General features: G+C 43.9%; 25 protein-coding genes and 1 tRNA gene. 20 read left to right on the top strand and 6 right to left on the bottom strand.

Going from position 1 to position 24069, the window contains the following annotated elements; translation table 11 throughout:
* Positions 1–5: 5 nt before the first annotated feature.
* The 3 genes from pth to RB2501_RS01650 form a co-directional block, all read right to left on the bottom strand.
* Positions 6–572 (bottom strand): aminoacyl-tRNA hydrolase, encoded by a 567-nt coding sequence (pth, locus tag RB2501_RS01660; protein WP_015752979.1) that lies wholly within the window; start codon positions 570–572, stop codon positions 6–8.
* Positions 573–743: 171 nt separating this feature from the next.
* Positions 744–1409, bottom strand: coding sequence for a 50S ribosomal protein L25/general stress protein Ctc (locus tag RB2501_RS01655; protein WP_041326895.1), 666 nt, complete (start codon positions 1407–1409; stop codon positions 744–746).
* Between the two features lie 21 nt (positions 1410–1430).
* Positions 1431–2372: a ribose-phosphate pyrophosphokinase gene (locus RB2501_RS01650; RefSeq protein WP_015752977.1), complete on the bottom strand. Its 942-nt coding sequence runs from the start codon at positions 2370–2372 to the stop codon at positions 1431–1433.
* Between the two features lie 144 nt (positions 2373–2516).
* Between RB2501_RS01650 and RB2501_RS01645 the strand changes: the two genes are divergently transcribed.
* Positions 2517–2598, top strand: a tRNA-Leu gene (locus RB2501_RS01645).
* An 88-nt stretch (positions 2599–2686) separates the two neighbouring features.
* Here RB2501_RS01645 and RB2501_RS01640 read toward each other — a convergent pair.
* Entirely contained in the window at positions 2687–2926 is a 240-nt protein-coding gene (locus tag RB2501_RS01640; RefSeq protein ID WP_148214266.1) for a hypothetical protein, read from the bottom strand.
* A 153-nt stretch (positions 2927–3079) separates the two neighbouring features.
* On the opposite strand from RB2501_RS01640, the gene RB2501_RS01635 reads away from it, so the two are divergent.
* The 19 genes from RB2501_RS01635 to RB2501_RS01550 all read left to right on the top strand — a co-directional run bounded on the left by RB2501_RS01635 (position 3080) and on the right by RB2501_RS01550 (position 20395).
* Positions 3080–3361: a helix-turn-helix domain-containing protein gene (locus tag RB2501_RS01635; protein ID WP_015752975.1), complete on the top strand. Its 282-nt coding sequence runs from the start codon at positions 3080–3082 to the stop codon at positions 3359–3361.
* Between the two features lie 120 nt (positions 3362–3481).
* A complete protein-coding gene (mbpA, locus tag RB2501_RS01630) occupies positions 3482–3778 on the top strand; it encodes a mobilization protein MbpA (protein ID WP_015752974.1) in 297 nt (98 codons plus the stop codon).
* Complete coding sequence (locus tag RB2501_RS01625; protein ID WP_015752973.1) at positions 3775–4644, top strand: relaxase/mobilization nuclease domain-containing protein; 870 nt, start codon at positions 3775–3777, stop codon at positions 4642–4644. The genes mbpA and RB2501_RS01625 overlap by 4 nt, the downstream gene beginning before the upstream one ends.
* 5 nt (positions 4645–4649) lie before the next feature.
* Positions 4650–4976: a DUF6730 family protein gene (locus tag RB2501_RS01620; protein ID WP_015752972.1), complete on the top strand. Its 327-nt coding sequence runs from the start codon at positions 4650–4652 to the stop codon at positions 4974–4976.
* Between the two features lie 174 nt (positions 4977–5150).
* Complete coding sequence (locus RB2501_RS16465) at positions 5151–5459, top strand: DUF6660 family protein (RefSeq protein WP_083760668.1); 309 nt, start codon at positions 5151–5153, stop codon at positions 5457–5459.
* A gap of 117 nt (positions 5460–5576) precedes the next feature.
* The gene (locus RB2501_RS01615) at positions 5577–9914 is read left to right on the top strand and encodes a CusA/CzcA family heavy metal efflux RND transporter (RefSeq protein WP_015752970.1); all 4338 of its coding nucleotides are present in this window, start codon (positions 5577–5579) and stop codon (positions 9912–9914) included.
* 1 nt (position 9915) lies between these two features.
* Positions 9916–11118: an efflux RND transporter periplasmic adaptor subunit gene (locus RB2501_RS01610; protein WP_015752969.1), complete on the top strand. Its 1203-nt coding sequence runs from the start codon at positions 9916–9918 to the stop codon at positions 11116–11118.
* A gap of 4 nt (positions 11119–11122) precedes the next feature.
* A complete protein-coding gene (locus tag RB2501_RS01605) occupies positions 11123–11761 on the top strand; it encodes a cation transporter (protein ID WP_015752968.1) in 639 nt (212 codons plus the stop codon).
* On the top strand, positions 11758–12174 hold the full coding sequence (locus RB2501_RS15935) for a Fur family transcriptional regulator (RefSeq protein ID WP_015752967.1): 417 nt from the start codon (positions 11758–11760) through the stop codon (positions 12172–12174). Before RB2501_RS01605 ends, RB2501_RS15935 begins: the two co-directional genes overlap by 4 nt.
* A gap of 110 nt (positions 12175–12284) precedes the next feature.
* Positions 12285–14249 carry a heavy metal translocating P-type ATPase gene (locus RB2501_RS01595; protein WP_015752966.1) on the top strand — a complete coding sequence of 655 codons (1965 nt, stop codon included), beginning with the start codon at positions 12285–12287 and terminating at the stop codon, positions 14247–14249.
* A gap of 97 nt (positions 14250–14346) precedes the next feature.
* Positions 14347–14718: an ArsR/SmtB family transcription factor gene (locus RB2501_RS01590; protein WP_015752965.1), complete on the top strand. Its 372-nt coding sequence runs from the start codon at positions 14347–14349 to the stop codon at positions 14716–14718.
* A gap of 9 nt (positions 14719–14727) precedes the next feature.
* A complete protein-coding gene (merTP, locus tag RB2501_RS01585; protein WP_049764880.1) occupies positions 14728–15351 on the top strand; it encodes a mercuric transport protein MerTP in 624 nt (207 codons plus the stop codon).
* Positions 15352–16698, top strand: coding sequence for a dihydrolipoyl dehydrogenase family protein (locus RB2501_RS01580; RefSeq protein ID WP_015752963.1), 1347 nt, complete (start codon positions 15352–15354; stop codon positions 16696–16698). It abuts the gene before it with no gap.
* Positions 16699–16707: 9 nt separating this feature from the next.
* Positions 16708–16920 carry a GDCCVxC domain-containing (seleno)protein gene (locus RB2501_RS16365; protein ID WP_083760667.1) on the top strand — a complete coding sequence of 71 codons (213 nt, stop codon included), beginning with the start codon at positions 16708–16710 and terminating at the stop codon, positions 16918–16920.
* A 135-nt stretch (positions 16921–17055) separates the two neighbouring features.
* Positions 17056–17346, top strand: coding sequence for a metal-sensing transcriptional repressor (locus RB2501_RS01575; RefSeq protein WP_238528092.1), 291 nt, complete (start codon positions 17056–17058; stop codon positions 17344–17346).
* A 152-nt stretch (positions 17347–17498) separates the two neighbouring features.
* Complete coding sequence (locus RB2501_RS01570; RefSeq protein ID WP_015752961.1) at positions 17499–17768, top strand: thioredoxin family protein; 270 nt, start codon at positions 17499–17501, stop codon at positions 17766–17768.
* Between the two features lie 250 nt (positions 17769–18018).
* Positions 18019–18723, top strand: coding sequence for a hypothetical protein (locus RB2501_RS01565; RefSeq protein WP_238528091.1), 705 nt, complete (start codon positions 18019–18021; stop codon positions 18721–18723).
* 27 nt (positions 18724–18750) lie between these two features.
* Positions 18751–19236, top strand: a complete 486-nt coding sequence (locus tag RB2501_RS01560) for a heavy-metal-associated domain-containing protein (protein ID WP_015752959.1) — start codon at positions 18751–18753, stop codon at positions 19234–19236.
* A 337-nt stretch (positions 19237–19573) separates the two neighbouring features.
* Positions 19574–20395, top strand: coding sequence for an NHL repeat-containing protein (locus RB2501_RS01550; protein WP_015752958.1), 822 nt, complete (start codon positions 19574–19576; stop codon positions 20393–20395).
* Positions 20396–20681: 286 nt separating this feature from the next.
* Here the strand turns inward: RB2501_RS01550 and RB2501_RS01545 are convergent, their stop codons facing one another.
* Both RB2501_RS01545 and RB2501_RS01540 read right to left on the bottom strand, forming a co-directional pair.
* Positions 20682–21896, bottom strand: coding sequence for an MFS transporter (locus RB2501_RS01545; protein WP_015752957.1), 1215 nt, complete (start codon positions 21894–21896; stop codon positions 20682–20684).
* The gene (locus RB2501_RS01540; protein WP_394330209.1) at positions 21897–23918 is read right to left on the bottom strand and encodes a copper-translocating P-type ATPase; all 2022 of its coding nucleotides are present in this window, start codon (positions 23916–23918) and stop codon (positions 21897–21899) included.
* Positions 23919–24069: the final 151 nt, after the last annotated feature.

Genomic DNA, 24069 nt, shown 5'->3' with positions numbered 1-24069 from the left:
CACCCTCAGGTATTGTTGAACTGGTTCATCGTAATTCCCGGCCCGGCCAACGCAAAACTCCGGATGAGTTCCGCGGAGCGGTCCAGCCTTTCAGGCAGGGCTTCCTGCTCGGCTTCCTCCCATTTGCCCAACACGTAATCCACCTGCCGGCCTTTTGAGAATTCCGACCCGATCCCGAACCGGAATCGCGCATAGCCCGTGGTGCCCAATATTTGCTGGATGTCCTTCAGCCCATTATGGCCCCCGTCGCTGCCCTTGGTTTTCAGGCGAAGCGTGCCGAACGGGAGGTTCAGGTCGTCGGTGACCACGAGCAGGTTTTGCAAGGGGATTTTTTCCTTGTCGAGCCAGTACTGCACCGCCCGGCCGCTGCGGTTCATGTAGGTGGCGGGTTTCAGGCAGAGCAGGGACCGGCCCTTCACCTTCCAGGTGCCAACTTCTCCCAGGCGGGCCGATTCGAATGAAAAGTCTTCCGACCGGGACAGGTGGTCCAGGATCCGGAATCCGATGTTGTGGCGGGTTTCGGCGTATTCGTCGCCGATGTTGCCGAGCCCCGCGATCAGGAATTTCTTCATGGGGTCTGTTTCGTTTAGCTTGATGTCTGGCCTGAACAGGCCCGGAAATAACCGATGTAGCACCCTGTTGGTTTTAGGCCGAAAATACGAAAAGCACCCATACCGACCCGGGGGGCGGAAAGGATGCTTTCCATGATGCGGGGCTCCCGGCTTTGACAGGGAGCGTCCGGTTTATTCCTGGGCCTCTGCGGCCGGTTCTTCGGAGGCTTCTCCTTCGGCGCCTTCCGCTGCTGCGGCCTCTTCGCCTTCCAGTCCTTCTTCGTCTTCCTCGTCGGTTTCAATGACGATAGCCTTCCGTTGCGTTTTCACCTGCACCACTACGGTCGTATCCGGGTGGAGGATGGTAAATTCATCGCTTTTCAGGGTATCAACAGCTACCAGGTCGCCGATCTTCAGGTTGGAAATATCCACGTTGAAGAAATCGGGCAGGTTCTTCGGCAGCGCCCGGATAACGAGTTTCCGCTTGCGGAAGAGCAGGCGTCCACCGTTGCGAACCCCCGGGGAATTCCCCAGCAGGCGTACCGGGATTTTCATCGTCACTTCCTTGTCCGGGAACAACTGGTAGAAATCCACGTGCAGGATGTTGTCGGTTACCGGGTGGAATTGGATGTCCTGTAATACGGCATCGATCTTCCGGCCATCCTCGAACTCAATTACCACGGTATGGGCATTGGGGGTGTACACGAGGTCTTTAAACGAAATTTCATCCGCTGCAAAGTGTAATGGTTCTTCCCCTCCGTATACCACGCAAGGGACCTTTCCAGCATTACGTAGGGCCTTACTAGCCTTCTTGCCCACGCTTTCTCTTTCTGATCCTTGAATTGTAATTGACTTCATTATATAGATTGAATTAATATGCTACATTAAAAATTTGGATGCGATGGAGGTATTGTGGTGCACCCGGTGCATCACATCCGCAAAGAGTTCCGCACAACTGAGCACCTTTACCTTGGGGCTTTCCTGGCGCGGCGGGATGGAATCCGTGATAATCAGTTCTTCCAGCCGTGAATTTTCGATCCGCTCGTACGCGCTACCGGACAGCAACCCGTGCGTGGTAATGGCCCGGACGCTTTTTGCCCCGCGCTCCATCATCAGGTCGGCCGCTTTTGTAAGCGTGCCGGCCGTATCCACCATATCGTCCACAAGGACGACGTTTTTGTCGGCCACATCCCCGATCAGTTCCATATGCGAGATCACATTCGCCTTGGCCCGCTGCTTGTAGCAGATCACCACGTCGCTTTCCAGCGCCTTGGAGTAGGCGTAGGCCCTTTTGGAACCCCCCATGTCCGGAGAAGCAATCGTCAGGTTGTCCAGTTTCAGCTTCCGCAGATACGGAAGGAAGAGGGTGGAGGCAAACAGGTGGTCTACCGGCTTTTCGAAAAAGCCCTGGATCTGGTCGGCGTGCAGGTCCATGGTAATAATCCGCGTGGCCCCGGCCGTTTCCAGCATCTTGGCCACCAGTTTGGCGGCAATGGGTACGCGGGGTTTGTCCTTGCGGTCCTGGCGGGCCCAGCCAAAGTAGGGCATCACCGCGGTAATATGCCGGGCGCTGGCGCGTTTGGCAGCGTCGAGCATCAGGAGCATCTCCATGAGGTGTTCCGGACCCGGATGGGTGGAGCCGATGATGAAAATCCGCGCCCCCCGGATGGATTCCTCGAAGGAAGGCTGGAATTCGCCGTCGCTGTAGCGGGAAAAAATAACCTTGCCCAGGTCTGCCCCATAGGCCTTTGCAATTTCTTTACCCAGGGCCTGGCTCTGCGTGCAGGCAAACAACTTGGGTTCCGGTACCGTATAGGACATTACAGCAACTTTAGGTGATCTCGCTAACTCCCTCGTTCGAAAGGAGGTGCAAATTTACACAATTATCTGAGTCGCAAAAGCATAAATCCGCCATAATTTCAGTTGCCGGAAGAATAATTTTTTTAGTTTTGCAAACCGCAAATTGCCTCGGTGGCGGAATTGGTAGACGCGCCGGATTCAAAATCCGGTTCTTTCGGGAGTGTGGGTTCGATTCCCACCCGAGGTACAGACTAACCCTGTAAACGTATTGATTTACAGGGTTTTGTATTTTTCAAGTGACGAATAAGTGACGGTTTTGGCTGATTCTAATTGATTCAGATTCTCTGTTTTTCGAAACAAATAGTATTAACACTTTTCATTTCATTTATTCTCCCTTTTAAAGTGTTTCGACCCATTTTTGCCGCCTGCAGTGGGTCCATTTTACCAGATGGAGAAAACAGCCTGTTGATAACTCCAATTCTTTTGATTTTTAGGTCATTTTTTTCGGACAGAATCCAATGCATTTTAAATGAAATTGAATTCTGGTAATTGGGTTTGTTTTCCATTGTTTTCATTTGATTGTCCGATTTCAAACGAAAGAAGATGTGGATAAAATTTGAATTGCGAGGGGCAGATCGGAGGCTCGATTTTCTAACTTCTTTTAAGAATTCTTCAATAAAAACAAAAGCGCTTTTGTTCATTTAAAAGTAACCTTAAAATCTATTTAAATGGACAATTCAATGATCCTGGAACGGCTGGACCGTATTGAACTTCTATTGTCTTTTCACAAGGAAGTTTTAACATTTGAAGAGGCATGTCTGTACACCGGCATGTCCCGAAGCTATCTCTACAAATTAACTGCCTCAGGTATTATTCCACACAGCAAGCCCAACGGTAAGCTCATTTTCTTTGAGAAGGCCAAACTCAATTCCTGGTTATTGCGAAATAACAGAAAGGCTCAATTCGAGATTGAGGATGCAGCTTTAAGGTATTCTTTTCGGAATCGATGATGCTGTGATGAAGTCAAATATGCTTTTCAACGAATTCCACTTTGGTGAGAATTTCAAGATGTGTCATTGTCATGACAAATCTTGCTTTTGCTCCCCATGGTCGCAAAAGATTAAGGTGCCTTGAAACGTGAATTCGTTCAATTCCGGTGTACGGTTTACGAGAAGAAGCATCTAAAAGTTAAGGCTCGAAAGAGCGGCTTGTCTTTAAGTGAATTTTGCCGCAGAGCTGCCTTTGAGGATCAGATTATTGAGCGACTGACGCAAGAGCAGATTGAAGCCTATAAGATGTTGGTCAAATACGAGAACAACTTCAAACGGATTGGGAACATGTTTCGTCAGCGAAATCCCGGATTGGCCGATGAAGTATCACAGCTAGCCGATGAGATCCGCATGCACCTGCTGAGTTTTAAAAAATGATCGGGAAAGGAAAATCCATAGCGCATACCCGGGCTTCTGTAGCCTATGGCATGAAACAGGAAAAGGAATTCGAGGTGATCCTTAAGGAGTTTTTGTCCGGGGATAACCCAAGTGAAATTGCCGAAGAATTCCGGTTGGTGCAAGAACAGAATCAGCGCTGCACGAAAAACACGCTGAGTTTTGTGTTAAGCCCGACCATTGAAGATGGGAAAGGGTTGGATACAGAAGACCTAAAGGAAATCACCAAGCGGTTTATGGAAGCAATGCAATTACAGGACCGTCAGGCCATTGCCTTTGTCCATCGAAATCGGGAACATACCCATATACATCTTTATGTAAATCGCATTGACTTTCATGGGAAAGCGTACAAGGACAACTATATCGGAAAGCGGAGCCAGCTGGCGGCTGAAAAAGTCGCACGGGACATGGGGCTATCCACGGCTAGGGATATTCAGGAACTCAAATTAGAGGAACTAAAGGGAATCCGCTCTGAGATAAAGGCGATCCACGATAAAGTGTTTGCCAAATCGAGTATTCGAAGCTTTGACACCTATATCGCCCAGATGCAGCAGAAAGAGGTACATATTGAGCCTTACATTAATAAACAAGGCGCATTACAGGGTTTTCGGTTTCAGTACAAAGGACATGACCTCAAGGGAAGTGCTGTCCACCGATCGCTTTCTGCGGGAAACATCGCTAAGCAGATGAACTTAGGATCACTGGAGGTCCAACGAATCAAAAAGGATAGGACGATACTGATATCGGGAAAGACACTATCCCTTTCCCCGAACCTGGCAACAACGATAGTAAAGAAAGCCCTGAAACTGGCCCTGAAAAAAGTGCGAAGTGCCAGCATTGAATTGTAAAGGACATGGCAAAACTGGATGAAATAGCGGAATTACTCACTGAGGAGATTCACAGTTTTGAAAAGAGCGTGAACAAACTGGAAACCCTTCAGGCAAGCTTGAAAGACTACAAGCTGGAGCCTGACATTTCTTTGGTGAATAAGATACTCTGGGAGTACCATGAAATCCAGCGCAAGCGTCACTTTGAGCTAGAAAAAATAGTGCTGGGGATAAATAACAAAATTGAAAAAGCCCAAACGATACCGGGTTGGCAGGTAAAACTGTTTTGGGCCTGGAGTTTTTTAAATCTATTAGGCTGGGGAATAACAATTGTTTTTTTACTTAAAACTTAAATTGGCAAAAAGCAGGTCGCGCCCTATTTCGATTTTACTAGCGCTTATCTACCCGAACGCTATAAAATCGAAACAGGGACCGTGCGCGAAAGTTAGGGGTAAGGATTTGGGGTTCATTTAACCGTAAACCAACATTGCAATTCGGTTGCAAGTTCTTTTCGTTATTTTTGCGAAGTGAAGTGGACGGCTATCCTTTTAACGGTCTATTTTTTGTCTCTTAATGTTCTTCCTTGCAACGATACCAGTGTTGCAATAGAGGGGGAGCATACTACACTTTCCATCGATCTATCAGACAATCACAATTTTGATTGCGAACTTTGCTCCCCATTTTGTCAGTGCCATTGCTGTCACGTTCATACCGTAAATTTTGGGGTATCTCATTTCGAACCTCTTCAACTCACAATACCACAAAATAACTTCGCCCATTTTGATCGTATGGGCAAGGAGATTTCCATCCGATTATTCCAGCCTCCAAAAGGTTAATTCAGTTTACATAGGATAATTACATCCTGTTTTGAAATTTTTCAGCGGGAAATTCCAGGCTGTTTTCGTTTTCGCGAAAGCAACAGTCCATATATAACTGTATTAACACTTAAATCCATGATCGACAGAATCATTGATTTTTCAATCAATAACAAATTCATTATTGGTCTGCTTACACTTGCACTGATTGGTGCCGGCACCTACAGTATGACCCAGGTGCCGATCGATGCCGTGCCGGATATTACTAACAATCAGGTACAAGTCATAACCCAATCTCCCAATCTTGGAACGGAAGACATTGAACAATTCGTAACCTATCCTGTGGAGGTGGCAATGAGCAATTTGCCCAGTGTCAAAGAAATCCGTTCGATTTCCCGTTTTGGACTTTCGGTAGTTACCATCGTATTCGATGACAAGATGGGAACCTACCTACCCAGACAGCTAGTATCTGAAAAACTGACCGAAGTACGTGAAGCCATTCCAGAAGGCTTCGGCCAACCTTCCATCGGGCCTATCACTACAGGTTTAGGCGAAGTCTATCAATATACCTTAAAGGTTGAATCTGAATTTCAGGATAAATATTCCCTGACCGACCTCCGCACAATGCAGGATTGGATTGTACAGCGACAAATGGCAATGGTGCCGGGCGTTGTGGAAATCAACGCCATTGGCGGGAAAATAAAACAGTATGAAGTGGCTGTTAACCCGAATGATTTGAAAGCAATCGGGCTTACCATAACCGATGTGTTCAAAGCGCTTGAATCGAATAATAAAAACACGGGGGGTGCTTACATCGAGAAAAACCATCAGGCCAATTTTATTCGGGGTGAAGGTCTTGTACGGAGTCTTGACGACATAAAAAAAATCGTTATTAAAAATGAAAATGGTGTGCCTGTTACGGTAAGTGACGTTGCCGAAGTACGCTTTGGTTCAGCCGTTCGCTATGGAGCTTTGACACAGGATGGCGAAGGCGAGGTCGTAGGCGGGCTTGTAATGATGCTAAAAGGAGCAAATTCAAACGAGGTCATTGTCCGAGTCAAGGAACGGATGGCCGAAATACAGAAATCGCTACCGGAAGGGGTGATTATCGAACCGTTGTTGGATAGAAGCAAACTCATAAATGAAACCACGGGAACGGTACGGAACAATCTTTTGGAAGGCGCACTCATTGTAATTTTTGTATTGGTGTTTCTCTTGGGTAACTGGCGCGGTGGTTTGATTGTAGCATCCACCATTCCACTTTCACTTTTGTTCGCCTTTATTTTGATGAACGTTTTCGACGTATGGGCAAACCTGATGAGTTTGGGGGCAATCGACTTTGGTATTATCGTAGATGGTGCGGTAATCATTGTGGAAGCCAGTGTATTTCTTATGGGTAGTTATTTACTTAAAAAGAAAGCCTTGAATAGGGCAGACCGTGATGAGATAGCCGCAAATGCATCCAAAAAGATGATGAATGCCGCTTTCTTCGGACAGTTGATAATCCTAATTGTTTTCCTTCCCATTTTGGCATTGGAAGGAGTCGAAGGAAAAATGTTCCGGCCAATGGCGCTAACGTTCATCTTCGCAATGATTGGAGCCATGGTATTGTGCCTAACCTATGTGCCCATGATGTCAGCTCTATTTTTAAAACCGCCTAAAACGAAGAAGAAAACTTGGGGCGATCGGTTTGTGCTTTGGGTTCAAAGAAAGTATGAACCTCTTTTAGTAAATGCTTTGAAGAAAGGAAAATGGGTCGTGGGTATCGCCGTTGCCCTATTTGCCGTTGCCACATTCGTATTTTCCAGAATGGGTGGTGAGTTTATACCTCAACTGGACGAAGGGGATATTGCGTTCCACACCATTCTAAAGCCAGGCAGTTCGCTGAGCGAGACTATTGAAACCACTACCAAAGTAGAGCGTATTGTCATGGCCGAATTTCCTGAAGTGGAAAAGATTGTGAGCCGCATTGGTGTGGCCGAAGTGCCCACTGACCCGATGCCCATGGACTTTGCCGATGTATTTGTAATCCTTAAACCACGAGATGAATGGGTGTCCGCAGCATCTAAGGATGAGCTTATCGCCAAAATGAAAGAAGCGGTAAGCATTATTCCGGGTGTAAATTATGAGTTTACTCAACCGATCGAAATGCGCTTCAATGAACTGTTAGAGGGTATCCGTGAGGATGTGGCCATCAAAATTTACGGTGAGGATATCGATGTGCTAGCCTCAAAAGCGGACGAGATTACCCAAATCATTGCAGGAACGGATGGTATCGGTGATATGCGGGCAGAAGCTACTTCTGGATTGCCCCAGATGACCATAAAATACAATCGAGATAAGTTAGCGCAGTATGGAGTTAGCATCGACCAACTTAATATGATGGTGCAATCTGCTTTTGCTGGCGGATACGCAGGGGTCATTTTTGAAGGAGAAAAGCGTTTTGATTTGGTCGTCAGGCTCCATGAGCAAAACCGTTCAGATATCAATGACATAAGAAAATTGTACATCAGTTTGCCGAATGGGTCACAGATCCCGCTTCAAGAACTGGCCGCAATTGAATATATACCGGGACCGATGCAAATAAGCCGGGACAATACCAACCGCAGGACCTACGTGGGTGTAAACGTGCGTGGCCGCGATGTGGAATCATTGGTCAATGAGATTAAGGATAAACTGGATGCCAATCTTGATTTGCCTCCCGGTTATTTTATTCGATATGGTGGTGCATTCGAAAATCTTGAAAGGGCAAGTGAGCGATTGCAGACCGTAGTTCCGGTAGCGTTATTACTAATTTTTATCCTAATTTATTTTGCCCTAAAATCATTTCCACAATCCTTGATGATTTACCTGGCCATCCCGATGGCGACCATAGGCGGTGTTTTCGCCCTATGGCTCAGGGATATGCCCTTTAGTATTTCAGCAGGGGTCGGCTTTATTGTGCTTTTTGGCGTAGCGGTACTCAACGGATTGGTAATGATCAGTGGGTTCAACGAGTTGAAACAGGAAGGTGTTGCTGACCTTAATGTTCGTATTCTCGAGGGAACAAAACGCAGAGTACGCCCTATTATGCTCACGGCGTTCACGGACATTTTAGGTTTTCTTCCGATGGCAATTTCAGGATCCGCAGGGGCTGAAGTGCAACGACCCTTGGCAACTGTGGTAATCGGCGGATTGATATCTTCAACACTTCTGACGCTGTTGATCCTTCCTATTTTTTATCAATGGGTTGAGAATCGTTCAGAACGGGAGAGGAAACTCAATTCAAAATTAGTTTCTGCTATGGCCGTGGCAGGTCTTTTGTTCACTTCCACATTTGCAAAAGCGCAACAAGAACAAGATTCACTTCCAATTATCTCCATAGAACAGGCTGGTAAAATTGCCAGGGAAAACTATCCGCTTCTGAAAACAAAACAGCTGGAAATCCAAAAACAAAACACACTTAAAGGGACGGCATATGATCTTGGCAAGACTCAAGTATTTACGGGAGGTGAGGAGGTAGGTGATGGTCAGGGAATTTATACTATAGTAGGTATTGGGCAACAGAGTATCAATCTGTTCGGAATCGGTGCGAAAAGGCGATTGCAGAAACAGCGAATCGCTTTGGCAGAAACCGCTCATGACTTAACTGGCTTGCAAGTAGAACAGGAAGCAAAAAAGGCGTGGTCACAAGCATACCAACAACGACAGAAATATGAATTGTATCGTGAACTGGATTCGATATACGCACTATTCGAAAAGGCTGTCGAACTCAACTTTGAGGTAGAGGCCATTTCCAGGTTGGAATATGCATCTGCGATCAATCAAGCGTTGCAAATCAGCAATAAATTGCAACAGGCCGAAAGTGATTATTTGATAGCCTTGCAAAAGCTCAACCTTTGGTTGGTCTCGGACACCTATTACACAGTTCCAGGAAAGCTTGACGAACGTGAGATTGGGGCTGTAAGTCTCGATGTGGATTTAGCTAAGCATCCGGAATTGGCACTTTCACAAAAGCGAATTGACGAAGCCGAAGCCAATTACCGAGTTGCTCGTACGGATTTATTGCCAAATTTTAACCTGCAAGGAGGGTTGCAACAGGTGAGTGGCGAAAACGGTTTTTACACCTATCAGGCAGGCCTATCACTTCCCTTATTTTCCGGCACGCTACGTAGTGAGGCAAAAGCTGCCAAAATTGATAGTGAAATTGCAAGAGAACAGGCAAATTTTATCCAACGTCAACTGCAATCCGAATATCGACAAGCGGTACAAACTCATCAGAAATGGAAAACTTCCTGGCAATTTTATAGGGATAAAGCACTACCGCTTGCCGGGGAACAGCGCATTGGAGCATTGCTTGCCTATACAGAAGGTGCTGTAGACTATGCCGCATTCACGCAAATCATACGGGATGCCATAAATACTGAAATGGAGGCCCTGAACACTCTTGATAACTATCTAAAATCAGTTTTTGAATTACAATATTTCAATCAATAACATGAAAAATCTATTCATATACACGTTAATCGGGCTGTTCGTTATGTCATTTGGGTTGACCGCTTGTGGCGATTCCAACAGCGAAACTAAAGAGAGCACAAAATCTCGCTCTGCGTTGGAGCAAGCCAATTCCAAAAGCGAAGTCGATAAGGTCCTGTTGACCAAACACCAGTTTGAGGCCTTGCACATGGCAATAGACACTTTAAAAATGCGCAATATGAGCGGATACGTTGAAGCCAATGGACAACTGGAAGTGCCGCCACAAAATGAGGCCACCATAACTTCAGTTGTCGGCTCCAACGTTGTATCTATCGAGGTACTTGAGGGAGATCAGGTCACCAAGGGGCAAACGGTCGCCTATCTATCCCATCCTAATATTATTGAGAAACAGACGGATTACCTAAATGCATATAGCAATAGCCAGTTTCTTAAAAAAGAATACGAACGACAAAAAACCCTGTACGTTGCAGGGGTGGGGAGCGGTGCAAATTTTCAGAAAGCCGAAGCAGAATATCAGGCATCGCGTAGTTTAGTAAACGGATTGGAGGCACAACTATTACAACTGAATATTAGTGCTTCCGGTTTGAGAAATGGTAAAATTTACCAACGGGTTGCTCTACAAAGCCCCATTGCAGGATTTGTCCAAAAAGTAGAAATCAAAACAGGCCAATTTGTAGAGCCACAGACCGACCTTATGGAAATCGTAGACACCCACCACGTACATGCCGATTTGATGGTCTTCGAAAAGGATGTCTACAAGGTAGCGGAAGGACAATTAGTTAGGTTTAATGTTCAATCCATACCCGGAAAGGAACTTACGGCCGAAATATATTCCGTTGGAAAAACCTTTGAGCAGAACCCGAAGGCAATCCATGTACACGCCGAAATCGAGGACAAGGAAGGCAAGCTGATACCAGGGATGTACATCCAGGGACGCATACAAACGGAAAATACAATGACAACAGCGATCCCGGAAAGTGCCATAGCATCTGATGGCAACAAGTTCTTTGTTTTTTCAGCTGTAAAGGAAGGTGATGGTTGGGCTTTTATTCCTTGCGAAGTAGCTAAAAGCACGCAAGACGGTGAATGGGTCGCAATCGAATTTCTGACCGAACAAGAACCCAACACCAGGTATGCCTTTAATAATGCCTATTATTTAATGGCGGAAATAAAAAAAGGGGAAAACGAGGAAGAAGGACATTAACGATATGAACAAAAAGAGAAAACAAAATTTAAAGGAAGCACGCTCACTTCAAATATGGAATGTCATTTATGATATTATAGAGGTAGTCGTATCGCTAATAGCGGGATTCACGGCAAATAGTTCGGCATTGATTGGCTGGGGATTGGACAGTACTATCGAAGTGATTAGTGCGGGAACTTTAGGATGGCGGTTGCACGGCGAAATCAAAGGACTGGATGAGAGGCTCGTAGCGAAAAGAAAAATGACCACAATGTACGTAATCGCCATTTCGTTTGCCCTAATTTGCCTTTTCATTTCCTATGATTCCATTACAAAACTAATGAGTCAAGAAACTGCTTCTTGGTCTACGACAGGTATCGTAATACTGATAGTTTCCCTGTGGGTTAACCCTATTTTGATTTATTATAAAAGAATGTACGGGCATAAACTGGATAGCCCTGCCTTACTGGCAGATGCCAAAGATACTTTTATCTGTCTGTATCAAACCGTGGTAGTCCTAATAGGCCTATTGCTTGTGAAATGGCTGGGCTGGTGGTGGGCTGACCCTGTTGCGGCATTGTTGATAGTGCCCTACGCGGCAAAAGAGGGTTGGGCGGCCTTTATCAAAGCAAGAAAAATCAAAGACAACGAGGATATAGAATGAAAGAAATAGAAAGAACCTTAGAAACAAAAGGTGTGCGCCCTACTGCCATGCGAATACTCGTTTACAAATTTCTTGCTGAAAAAGATGTAGCCTTGTCCCTCACCGATATTGAAAATGCCTTTGTCAAGGCGGAACGCACAACTCTTTTCAGAACCTTGAAAACCTTTGAGCAAAACGGAGTCGTACATCAAATTGACGATGGCACCGGAATTCAAAAATTTGCCCTTTGTGAACCTGGTTGCAATTGTGACCTCGAGCAGGATTTGCACCTGCATTTTCATTGCAACAACTGCGACGAAACAGTATGCCTAACACAACACAAGATTCCACATATTAACCTTCCGGAAGGGTATGTGGCAGAGGACGCTAATCTCGTTTTGAAAGGGATTTGTGAAAAGTGCAGCGGACAGTGATTGCACTGTTGTTGCATGACCATGAAAGATAATTTTGAGGGTGTCATTCAAGAAAAATTTCAATACACTCTTTACCCCTCAGGCTGTTGCCTGAAATTCATCCGCATGATATGAAAAAGAAAAAAGTAAACCTACGGGACATAGGTCCCAAAAAACACCAGGGCGAACATGGACGTGAGGACGGGCATAACCATAACAATCCCGGGAGAACTTCTAATTTCAGAACCTACTTGCCCGCCATTTTCAGCCTTGTTTTGCTCATTAGCGGCATTGCCGTTGATTACTTTGACACTTTTCCCTTTTTTAAAGGTTGGATTCGAATTATTTGGTACTCTGTAGCCTATATACCCGTAGGGTTCCCCGTCATCCGTGAGGGTTGGAACAGTATCAGGAGAGGCGATTTCTTCACGGAATTTTTCTTGATGTCCCTTGCGACCCTGGGGGCATTTGCCATAGGGGAATACCCAGAAGGTGTTGCCGTTATGCTGTTTTACGCGGTTGGTGAATTGTTTCAGAATGCAGCCGTGAATCGCGCGAGAGGAAATATTCGGGCCCTTCTGGATGAAAGGCCGGACCATACACTGGTATTTCGTAACGGGAATTTCATTTCCGTAGACCCGGAAACCGTAGAAATTGGTGAAAGGATACAAGTGCGCGTCGGTGAAAAAATTGCCTTGGATGGCAAGCTTTTATCCGAAAAAGCCTCGTTGAACACGGCTGCCATTACAGGCGAAAGCAAACCGGACACTATCAATAAGGGTGACGAGGTTTTTGCCGGAAGCATCAACCTCGATGGCGTTGTCGAAATCGAGACAATCAAGGAATTCAAGGACAGTTCGATCGCACGGATTCTGGATATGGTGCAGAACGCTACTGCCAGAAAATCCAAGACTGAGCTGTTCATCAGGAAGTTTGCAAGGATATATACACCTATCGTTGTTTTCCTCGCTATTGGCCTGACGTTCTTCCCTTATTTTTTTGTGGATGATTATGTATTCCGGGATTGGCTGTACCGCGCTTTGATTTTTCTCGTGATTTCGTGCCCTTGTGCTTTAGTCATTTCTATTCCCCTGGGATATTTCGGGGGGTTGGGAGCGGCATCTCGAAACGGAATTCTTTTTAAAGGGGCCTCCTTTTTAGACGCCATGACAAAAGTAAATACAGTGGTCATGGATAAAACGGGAACAGTTACAAAAGGGGTATTTAAAATAAAGGAAATAAAGTCCATGGTATTTGAGGAAGCCGAGTTTATGAAATACCTGATGGCGATGGAAGAACAATCCACCCATCCCATTGCAAAGGCGATATTGGAGTATAAGGCAGCCGGGTCAGATTATGAGGCCACCGAAGTTACCGAGGTGGCAGGTAAGGGTTTAGAAGGTACGGTCAACGGAAAGAGCGTGCTAGTTGGAAACAAAGCCCTGATGACCGCAAATAGCATAGAAGTCCCTTCTGAAACGGAAGGTATTGTAGAATCTATTGTAATGGTCGCCACAGACAGAAAATTTGCAGGTTATGTGACCATCGCCGACGAACTGAAAGAAGATGCTCAACGGGCTATAGAGCAAATCAGGGATGCAGGAATTTCGAAAATCATCATGCTTTCAGGTGACAAAGACTCCATTACGCAGCAAGTTTCTCAGGAGTTGAATATCGATTGGGCCAAAGGGGGGCTCCTACCGGAAGATAAGTTGAATGAAGTTGAAATCCTCAAAAAACAACCCGACACCACTGTGGCCTTTATGGGCGATGGCATCAATGACGCGCCCGTACTGGCGGCCAGTGATGTGGGGATAGCAATGGGAGGTTTGGGAAGTGATGTGGCTATTGAAACTGCAGATGTTATCATCCAGACCGACCAACCGAGTAAAATTGCAAGAGCGGTAAAAATAGGACGTTCGACTCGAAATATTGTATGGCAAAATATCGGATTAGCGTTCGGGGTGAAGATAATCGTACTCATTCTGGGTGCCGGCGGCCTGGCTACGATGTGGGAAGCTGTTTTTGCAGATGTTGGGGTGGCACTTTTGGCCATTTTCAATGCGGTTCGGTTGCAGCGGATGACTTGGGATTAAAACAGAATAATTAGGTCTCATTACGCATTCATATACTTAAGAATTTTCTTAAATAAAATAATAATTATATTTTTGTTTATGAATTAATTCAAGAAAAATGAGCTTGGAAATAACTTGTACACGGAACGAGGCAGATAAGAAACAGATATCGAGATGCAGGGAAACTATAGAGAATTCTTCGAACAGCTTTAAGGCAGTAAGTAAAGTTCTGTCTCTTGCGGGAAGCGAGGTACGACTGAAAATCCTATTCCTATTGAACATTGAGAATGAACTGTGCCCATGTGATATCGCGGATATACTAGAAATGAGTGTGCCTGCCGTGTCCCAGCATATTCGAAAAATGAAAGATGCAGGTATCATCATATCGAGACGTGATGGTCAAACACTTTATTATTCGCTGGTCAAGAATGAGGACAATATTCTAAATGGAATTTTCAATTCACTCTCCATAAGAAAAAGAACAGCTTAAAAACATATGATGGAACCAAACAAAACCTCAAACACGGCGGCTTATGCGGGCATTTTTACAGCTGTAGCAGCATCAATATGTTGTATAACCCCTGTCTTGGCATTGATTGCCGGAACAAGTGGTATTGCATCTACATTTTCCTGGGTCGAGCCATTTAGACCCTATCTTATCGGCCTGACCATTATTGTCTTGGTGTTTGCGTGGTATCAGAAACTGCGGCCGAAAACTCAGGAAGAAATTGATTGCGTCTGTGAGGATGATGCAAAACCTACGTTTTGGCAATCCAAACAGTTTTTGTTCATCGTAACGGTATTTGCGGGATTGATGCTGGCCTTTCCGTACTATACTAATCTATTTTATGCGCAGCCCACCAAGGATATCGTTTATGTTTCTCAATCCAATATCGAACAACATACTTTTGATGTTGTGGGAATGACCTGTGCAGGTTGTGAGGCACATGTAGAAAGCGAAGTCAATAAATTGGATGGAATTATTTCGGTCAAAGCCAGCTATGAAAATGCCAACACCATCGTGGAATTTGACAAGACCAAAACCGATTTGCCCGCAATCCGAAAAGCTATAGAAAGTACCGGCTATAAAGTGGTCGAGAAAACCACTAAAGAAAATAAGTAGATGAAAAAATATGATGTTTTCATTATTGGCTCGGGTATGTCCGGTATGACAATCGCCTATAAATGTGCCTCAAAAGGTCTTTCGGTGGGCATTACTGATGAACTGCCTTATGGTGGCACCTGCGCCCTACGAGGCTGTGACCCAAAAAAAGTAATTATCGGTGCCACGGAAGTACGTGACTTTGCCAAACGGCTTCAAGGGAAAGGCATTGATACCATTCCGGATATCAACTGGAAGGATATAATGGCGTTCAAACAGACCTTTGTCGATGAAATGCCAAGGAAAATAGAAAAGGGGTATAAGAAGAACGGCATCGATACCTTTCACAGTTCCGCTGCGTTTATAAATGAAAATACCTTAAGTGTAGGTAACCAGACCATCCAAGCTGATAATGTTGTAATTGCATCCGGTTCAAAACCAAAAGTTTTAGACTTTGAAGGCGGACAGCTTGCGCAAACGAGTACGGATTTTCTAAACCTTAAGGAATTGCCAGAATCCCTGCTTTTCATCGGTGGTGGATATATAGCTTTTGAATTCGCCCATATTGCGGCACGTTCCGGTGCCGAGGTAACGATAGTACACCGGGGGAAACGTCCGCTAGAAAACTTTGACAAGGATATTGTAAAACATTTGGTTGATGCCACAATTAATTTAGGAGTTAGGCTTGTTCTTGAAACCGAAGTTTCTAAAATTGAAAGTGAAGATGGTCACTTTGTAACCACAGGAATTTCTGAAGGAATGGAAACTACCTACAAATCGAAAGCAGTATTTAATTCCGCGGGTCGTCCGCCTGCCATTTTTGATTTAGAATTGGAAAAAGCAGGTATATCCTTCTCAAAAAAGGGGATAGCGGTCAACGAATACCTTCAGAGCATATCGAACGCGAACATATATGCAGCTGGTGATGCAGCGGACTCAAGAGGATTGCCCTTAACACCCGTAGCTGTTTTGGAAGGACACGTCGTAGCTTCAAATATCATTAAAGGAAATAAGAAAAAAGTCAGTTATCCCCCAATGCCTTCCGTGGTTTTCACTTTGCCCACAATGGCAACGGTTGGCCTATTGGAAGATAAGGCCAAGGAAAAAGGTTTTGATATCAACGTCAATTTTGAAAAAGTGGGTAATTGGTTTAATGCGAGACGCCTGAATGTGGATGAATATGCTTTTAAAACAATCATCGATAAAAATAGTAACACTATTTTGGGCGCGCATCTGATCGGGCCTCACTGCGAAGAAACAATAAATCTTTTTGCCATGGCGATAAAGACCAAGATGACCATCAGTGATTTGCGGACAATGATATTTTCATATCCTACAATGGTATCTGACCTAACCTATATGCTCTAACTATTATTTATGGAAACTACTATATTAAAATCCACGATTACCTGCCCAGAATGTGGCCACAAAAAAGAAGAAGAAATGCCAACAACGGCCTGTCAATTCTTTTATGAATGTGATAATTGCAATCAAGTATTAAAACCAAATGACGGGGATTGCTGTGTATTCTGTTCTTACGGTACTGTATCCTGTCCACCAATTCAGGAAGATTCAAAATGCTGCCAATAAATTCGGGAAATTATTTGGAGACCACCCCAAGAGCATAGTTACATTGCAATAAAATTTTTATCAATGATACCACGGGATTTAAGTAAGGACATAAAAACAAGATTGCAAAGTATCAATGGGCAACTTAGCGGCCTCATGAAGATGCTGGACGAGGATACAGATCCTGAAAAGATACTGATACAGTTCAAGGCAGCACAAAAGGGTTTGGACAAGGCTCATTTTCTGTTACTGGACGAAACTTACAGAAAGGCTTTAGCAATCAAAATTTCAGAAACCTTGGAAGCTTGTCCTGGAGATTGTGGTAATGAAGACCGTATTGAATTTATACGGAAACAGTTTCCTGACTTGGAACTGGAAAGTCTTACTGACAAAATGAAAGAAATCGCCGCACTTAAATCCAAATTGGAAGACTCCAACAAGGAATAGTACTAGCGAAACAACGACCCCAGTTAATGGCCCAAAATTATGGGTCATTTTTTTTGAAATATTGTTTGGAGACCACCCCAGGCACCCACCTACCTTTGTACCGTGCTTATTTAATAAGCCATTATGAATAAAATTTTATTAAAAAATAGATTATGAAAAGTCAAGTAGAAGTCTTTACAGCCAACTGCCCCGTTTGTGACCCAGTGGTCAAAATGATTGAGGAACTGACCTGTGATGGATGTGAAGTGACAACATACGATTTGGTAAAAAAATGCGATGATAAGACTTGTCTTACCAAGATGAACGAATATGGGGTACAAAAAATACCCGCAATAGCCGTAAATGGAAAATTACTGGATTGCTGCAAGGATTCCGCCATTACCAAAGAAAAGTTGATAGAAGCAGGTATTGGGCAAAATTAAAAAAAAGATTTGGGTACAGCCATTTTTTACCAAATATCCTGTTGCTGTGCCGAGGGTTGTTAAGAAATAGCAGCTTAACATTTAAAAACAAGTGATTATGTCCTTTTCCACTTTTCATCTCAGATTCGTTCTCATCATTATCCTTTGCTCATCGACAATAACTATTGTTAATGCACAGGGACACGGGCCCTTATACGGTTTACAGACCCCTACCCTCGCCAAGGGAGGCGTGGATTTAAATGTCGCAAGTATGAGTTTGAGCACCGAGAACGAAACATCCTATATGCTGCGTTATCTGTTTTCCTATGGTATCACAGAAGATTTGCAGATTAACTTGACCACACCCACTATGATAGAGCGCCTTGACAATGCACCGAGAACAAGGGGAAACAGCAATATGCCCGCCAATGGTGATATTGAAGCATCTCTTTGGTACCGATTTTTTTCCAATGCCTATGGGGTCGGGAAGCGATTTGAATCTACAGCGATTTTAGGGGTATCAGCCCCTACTGATGATGTTCGAGGGCAAGTAAATGTGGGCAATTCCATCCACGGTGCAATTTCTACGGGATACGCCTCACGTACTTGGTATGTGTGGTTAGGCGGTGGCTATCAGTATTATTTTGAAAAAGACAACGAACAACTTGGCGACCTGCCATACGCGAGTGTCGTGGTAGGGTATCGTCCCAATATCTTTATGGGCGATTATCCAAAACCCGATTGGAGGATTTTTATAGAAACCGTGGCAGAATTTCCGGGAGACAATAAATATAACGAACAACAAAACTTTAGGGATTCAAGAAGCAAAAAAGTATTGATGGGGCCTTCATTTTTAGGTTTGTACGGAGCGTGGGGGATTTCATTTGGAGCCTTGTTTCCGGTGGTGCAGGACCTGACCCCAAGCTCAATAAAAGAAAATTACAGAGTATCCATTAATCTAAGTTATTGGTTATAATAGAATCAAATTTTAAAAATTAAGAAGATGAAAAAAATAGCATTGATTTTGATAATAACATTACTTGGTACTTTGAGTTCAGAGGCACAGATTCAAAAAGTGGACCAAGAGGTCTATGGGATGGATTGTGCGCCTTGTGCTTATGGCCTGGAACGCGGTCTAAAAAAAATGGACGGACTTCAAAATGTAAGGGTGAGCCTTAACGATGGAAAAGCGTATTTGGAACTGGCAACTGAAAACAAACTCACATTACAGGGCATTCAGGAAGAAGTGAAACAAAATGGATTTTCAGCAAAGAAAGCCCAAATCACCATTTCAGGAACCGTGAAGAAGGTAAACGGGCTGTGGGTAATTGATACCGGCCAAGAGCTATTTGATATATCGCAGCATTCACCGACTGAACTACTGCAAGCATTGACTCCTGGAATGACAACTTTAAGTGGTACGGTAGAAGATGAGGAGGATGGAAACCTTTCGGGCCGATGGGCCATAACACTTACAAAAATCAAATAAGTTTTTATGAAGTCTTTCGACAAAATGTTATTGGGTTCCAGTTTGCTTGCTGCCGTTCTTCCCTTGATGTGTTGTTTCATTCCCGCATTGCTTTCGGTGGTGGCCGGATTGGGATTTATAAGTAGAGGTTTTCAATGGGTACACCCCGCTGAGCTCTATCTGACCCTATTTTCGGTTGGCAGCCTTGGGGTCGCACACTATAAAAATTTTGAAGGCTCAAAGAAGCTTTGCCGGAGGAAGTCGTGCCAAGAGGGTAAAATCCATCGTGGTATCAACTCCTGGTCTCTATGGATAATTACATCCCTGGTTTTCATTTCTATGATTGTAAATTTTTGGTATGAATTTTAGAAAGGTGTACATCTTCCCCGTTGTTTTTTTGCTTCTTTTCATATCTAGTTGTAAAAAGGTTCAAAAACAATGGCATTTCGAAAGGAAAATTATGCTACCTATAGAATCCCGTCCCCTGGCATTGGCCAAGGACGGGGAAACCATTTGGTTTTCGGACCCGGATTATTTCCGACTTTTTAGAATTGACTTGAACGGAAGGGTCTTGGATTCCATTATTGGCATACAACGGCCAATGAACATCCACAGTGATAAAAAGTCGTTGTACATCCCCGAATTTTTGACGGACACCATCTGGAAGTATCGGAACGGAAGGTTGAACCCCCTTCAAATAAAAAAACGTCCTCAAGCCCCCGCAGGAGTATCGGTATATGGGGATACGGTGGCCATAGCGGACTTTTATAACCACCGTATTATTATACAGACCGCGGATACGAGTGTCACGATTGGAAAGCAAGGTCATCAAGATGGTAAGCTCTATTATCCTATTGATGTAAAACTGAGAGGCAGCAAGGTATATGTTGCCGATGCCTATAACCACAGGGTTCAGGTCTTTGGTTTTGGTGGAAAACACTTAAAGACGATTGGTCTCAATGACCAAATAAACGTGGCCTCTGGTATTGAATTGAATAGTCAGGAAATAGCGGTAACAGATCAAGAGAACGATCGTGTTTTGATTTATGGCTATGATGGGCAATTGTTTCAAGTTTTGGAAGAAGGGATCAATTATCCTACGGATGTTTTGTTGGATATGGAATATCTGTACATTACAAATTTTAAGGAGAATTCTATTTCGGTCTATCAAAAGAGGTGACTTGTTTGTATTGATTCGAGGTTTGACATGGAGTGATAAGAAAAAAAGGCTCCTACTTTAGCTTCTCCTTTTAACTTAGTGACTCAACCGATGCAATTAATTTTATCTCGCACATACATATTCTGTGAACTCATGTCGATAAAGCAAGATTATTATTTTCTTGAACGCTTTGGTCATCACGATTGCAGGCCGACGAAACTCATTGATGCATTATCAATAAATTGATTATTCCTTTTTCATACCCCATAAAAATAGGGTTACTTTTTTTTCACAATAACAAGAAACCCTAATTTTTTGTTTGTAGATAGTAAACCAATCCTATCGCCATCAAAATGATCAATCCTGCAATTATAAAAGGATAATAAAAGCCACCTGCCAGCAACCATGTTCCCAACACAGGCCCTAAAATCTGGCCGATACTGTTGGAGGAGCTTTGAATGGAAATATTTCTTCCCGTATCTTCCTTGGATAACAAAGAGACTGCCGAAAGCAGATTCGGGGTTACCATGGCACCGCCACTGGCAAATAGTATTATCATACCATATACAGATAGCTCACTTTGTAAAAAAGGGAACATTAAGAGCGATACCCCTGTTATCAATAAGCCTAACGTTATTTGCTGTTTTGAGGTTATTATCTTTTCCCCATAAGTAGCAAAAACAGGCTGTAATACCGCCATCACAGAACCGCAAAGCATAAAGCCTATACCCACTTGACTACTATTGAACGCCAATTCATCCTTGCCATAGATTGAAAAGACGGTTTCAAAGAGGGTCACAACAAATTGCATTACAAAGGATAGCAGCAGTAGGATGATAAAATAGTTACTTAAGGTAAAATCAAATTTTATCGTTTTTTCTCTAATCCTGGTCACAATTGCCGTGTTCTTCAACCATTTTATAATTACGAACAATATGATCAAACCTAATATGGCGGCAAAAAGAAATGGAATCGAAAATCGGTTAAAATGAAATATCCCAAAAGATAGTTCCAAGTGCACATTGGTCTGCGATAAGAGGCCGCCCAAAACAGGGCCAAAAATAACACCAGAACTAATGGCCACTCCGGACCATGCCATTGTTTTGGTTCTTCGCTTTTGAGAGGTTATGTCACTTAGATAGGCATTGCTTACAGGAATGACGGATGAAGTGAAAATTCCCCCAAAAATGCGGGCGGAATAGAGCATTGTAAGCGAAGTAGCCAGCCCGGTCAGCAAGTTCATTGTTATAAATCCGATTAGGCCTACTAGAATTATGGGCTTACGACCATATTTATCGGAAAGTCTTCCCCATACAATTACGAATATGAGTTGGAACAACGGATAAATACTGGTCAACATGCCGATATGGAAGTTAATCCGGTCGGCATCTAAATTATCTTTTAATGCCAATCTTTCCGTATAGTAGGGGAGAATGGGCAGTAGTATCCCATACCCTAACATAACGACAAATAGACTTAGCAGAATCAAAAATATCCTGCCAAGTTTTTGTGGCTTGTTCATCTATTTCTTCGCAATTTTCCTTTTTAGTAATTGGGCGTTTATGGCGACAATGATGGTTGACAAGCTCATAAATACGGCTCCTACGGCCGGACCAAGGACAAATCCCGAAGCGTATAGGACTCCTGCGGCAAGGGGTATTGCGACAACATTATAACCGGTAGCCCATATCAGGTTCTGGATCATCTTGTTATAGGTGGCCTTCCCAAACAAAATCAGGTTAGCGATGTCTTGTGGATTGCTGTTTACTAAAATAATATCTGCTGTCTCTGCGGCTACATCGGTACCTGAACCGACTGCAATGCCAACATTGGCCTGTGCCAGTGCAGGGGCATCGTTAACCCCATCGCCGGTCATTGCTACAAATTCCTCCTTTTCCTGTAATTGCTTTACGATTTCAACCTTTTGGTGTGGCAAAACTTCGGCATAATACCCGTCAAGTCCTAATTTTTCGCTCACCGCCTTTGCTGTCTTTTCATTGTCTCCTGTTGCCATGAGCACTTTAATATTGTTCTTTTTGAAAATCCTGATCGCTTCGGCGGATTCCGGTCTGATCTCATCGGCAAGTGCAATGTATCCTGCCAACTTCCCATCGATTAAAACAAATACAACTGTTTCAGCAGCATCACTATAGGCATCTTTTGGAATATCTATTTTTTCATCCCTTAAATAACCAGGGCTTACCACTTTTATCTTTTTGTTCTCAACAGTGGCTTCAACACCTTTTCCGGTTATAGAATTAAAATTTTTAGGTTTTGGGATGATTACCTTATCCTCCTTGATTTTTTTGATGATGCCAACTGCAATAGGGTGTTCGGAACTTTGTTCCAAAGCACTGGCGAGCCGTAATACTTCGGCCGAGGAATTGTTATTGTCTACCGACTCTATACGGGTAACACCAAAATCCCCTTTGGTCAGCGTTCCGGTCTTGTCGAAAAGCAGAGCGGATATTTTTCGGGATTCTTCAAATGCCGTCCTGTTGCGGATCAACAACCCGTTCTGTGCCGAAACTGCTGTGGAAATGGCTACTACCAATGGAATGGCAAGACCCAATGCGTGGGGACAGGCAATGACCATAACCGTGACCATTCGTTCCAAGGCATATACAAAGGGGAATCCCAATGCAAGCCAAACAGCCAATGTGCCAAAACCAATGGCCAATGCAATATAGGTAAGCCATTTGGCAGCCCTATCTGAAAGGTTCTGCATTTTGGATTTTGTTTTTTGGGCTTCCTCGACCATGGTTATCACTTTATTGAGATAACTATCCTTACCAGTATGTTCTACCTTGACCTTTAAACTACTGTTTCCGTTTACCGAACCACCTATCACTTTGTCGTTTAGTTCTTTTTTTACAGGTTTAGATTCCCCCGTAAGCATTGATTCGTTCAAGTAACTCGATCCTTCCACGACAATACCGTCCGCAGGAACTTTCTCTCCTGGTTTTATCAGGATCAAATCACCTTTCAATAAATCTTCCAGTGCTATATCTTCTATTGTTTCGCCATTTACGCGGTGTGCTTCGGCGGGCATCATACTTACCAATAATTGCAGGGCTTTTGAGGCTCCCAGAACACTCTTCATCTCTATCCAGTGGCCTACAAGCATAATGGCTATAAGGGTAGCCAGTTCCCAGAAGAAATCAACACCTTCAAGGCCAAAAACGGTAGCCGAACTATAAAAATAGGCCACACTTATGGCCATGGCAATCAGGGTCATCATTCCCGGGGCACCTTTTTTCACCTCAGACCAGAATCCCTTTAAAAAAGGCCAGCCACCATAGAAATAAACTATGGACGATATTGCGAATAGAATGTACGGGTTGCCCGGCAACAAAAAATCATAGCCGAAAAATTCTTGGATCATCGGCGACAGAAATAGAATGGGTATGGTCAGTACCAAGGTTACCCAAAAACGTTTTCTAAAGTCAGCGATCATCATCTTATGGTGGTCATGACCCATCTGCCCATGTTTCGGATTATGGTCGGAATGTTCATCATGGCTCATATTGTGTTCCTTATCCATGGTTTTGGTATGGCCATGCTCGGTTTTTTCGGCCAGTGAATCTTTCAATTCGGTCTTTTTATCCACTGCCTTTTCCTTTGCGGAACCCTTACTTCTTTTACTATGATCGTGTTTGTGATGCTCGTGATTTTCCATGTTCTTTATTGAAGTG

This window comes from Robiginitalea biformata HTCC2501, assembly GCF_000024125.1.
GTDB classification, from domain to species: Bacteria; Bacteroidota; Bacteroidia; order Flavobacteriales; family Flavobacteriaceae; genus Robiginitalea; species Robiginitalea biformata.
The sequence above is the reverse complement of the archived record's forward strand: the minus strand, read 5'-3'. Positions and strand labels throughout refer to the sequence as shown.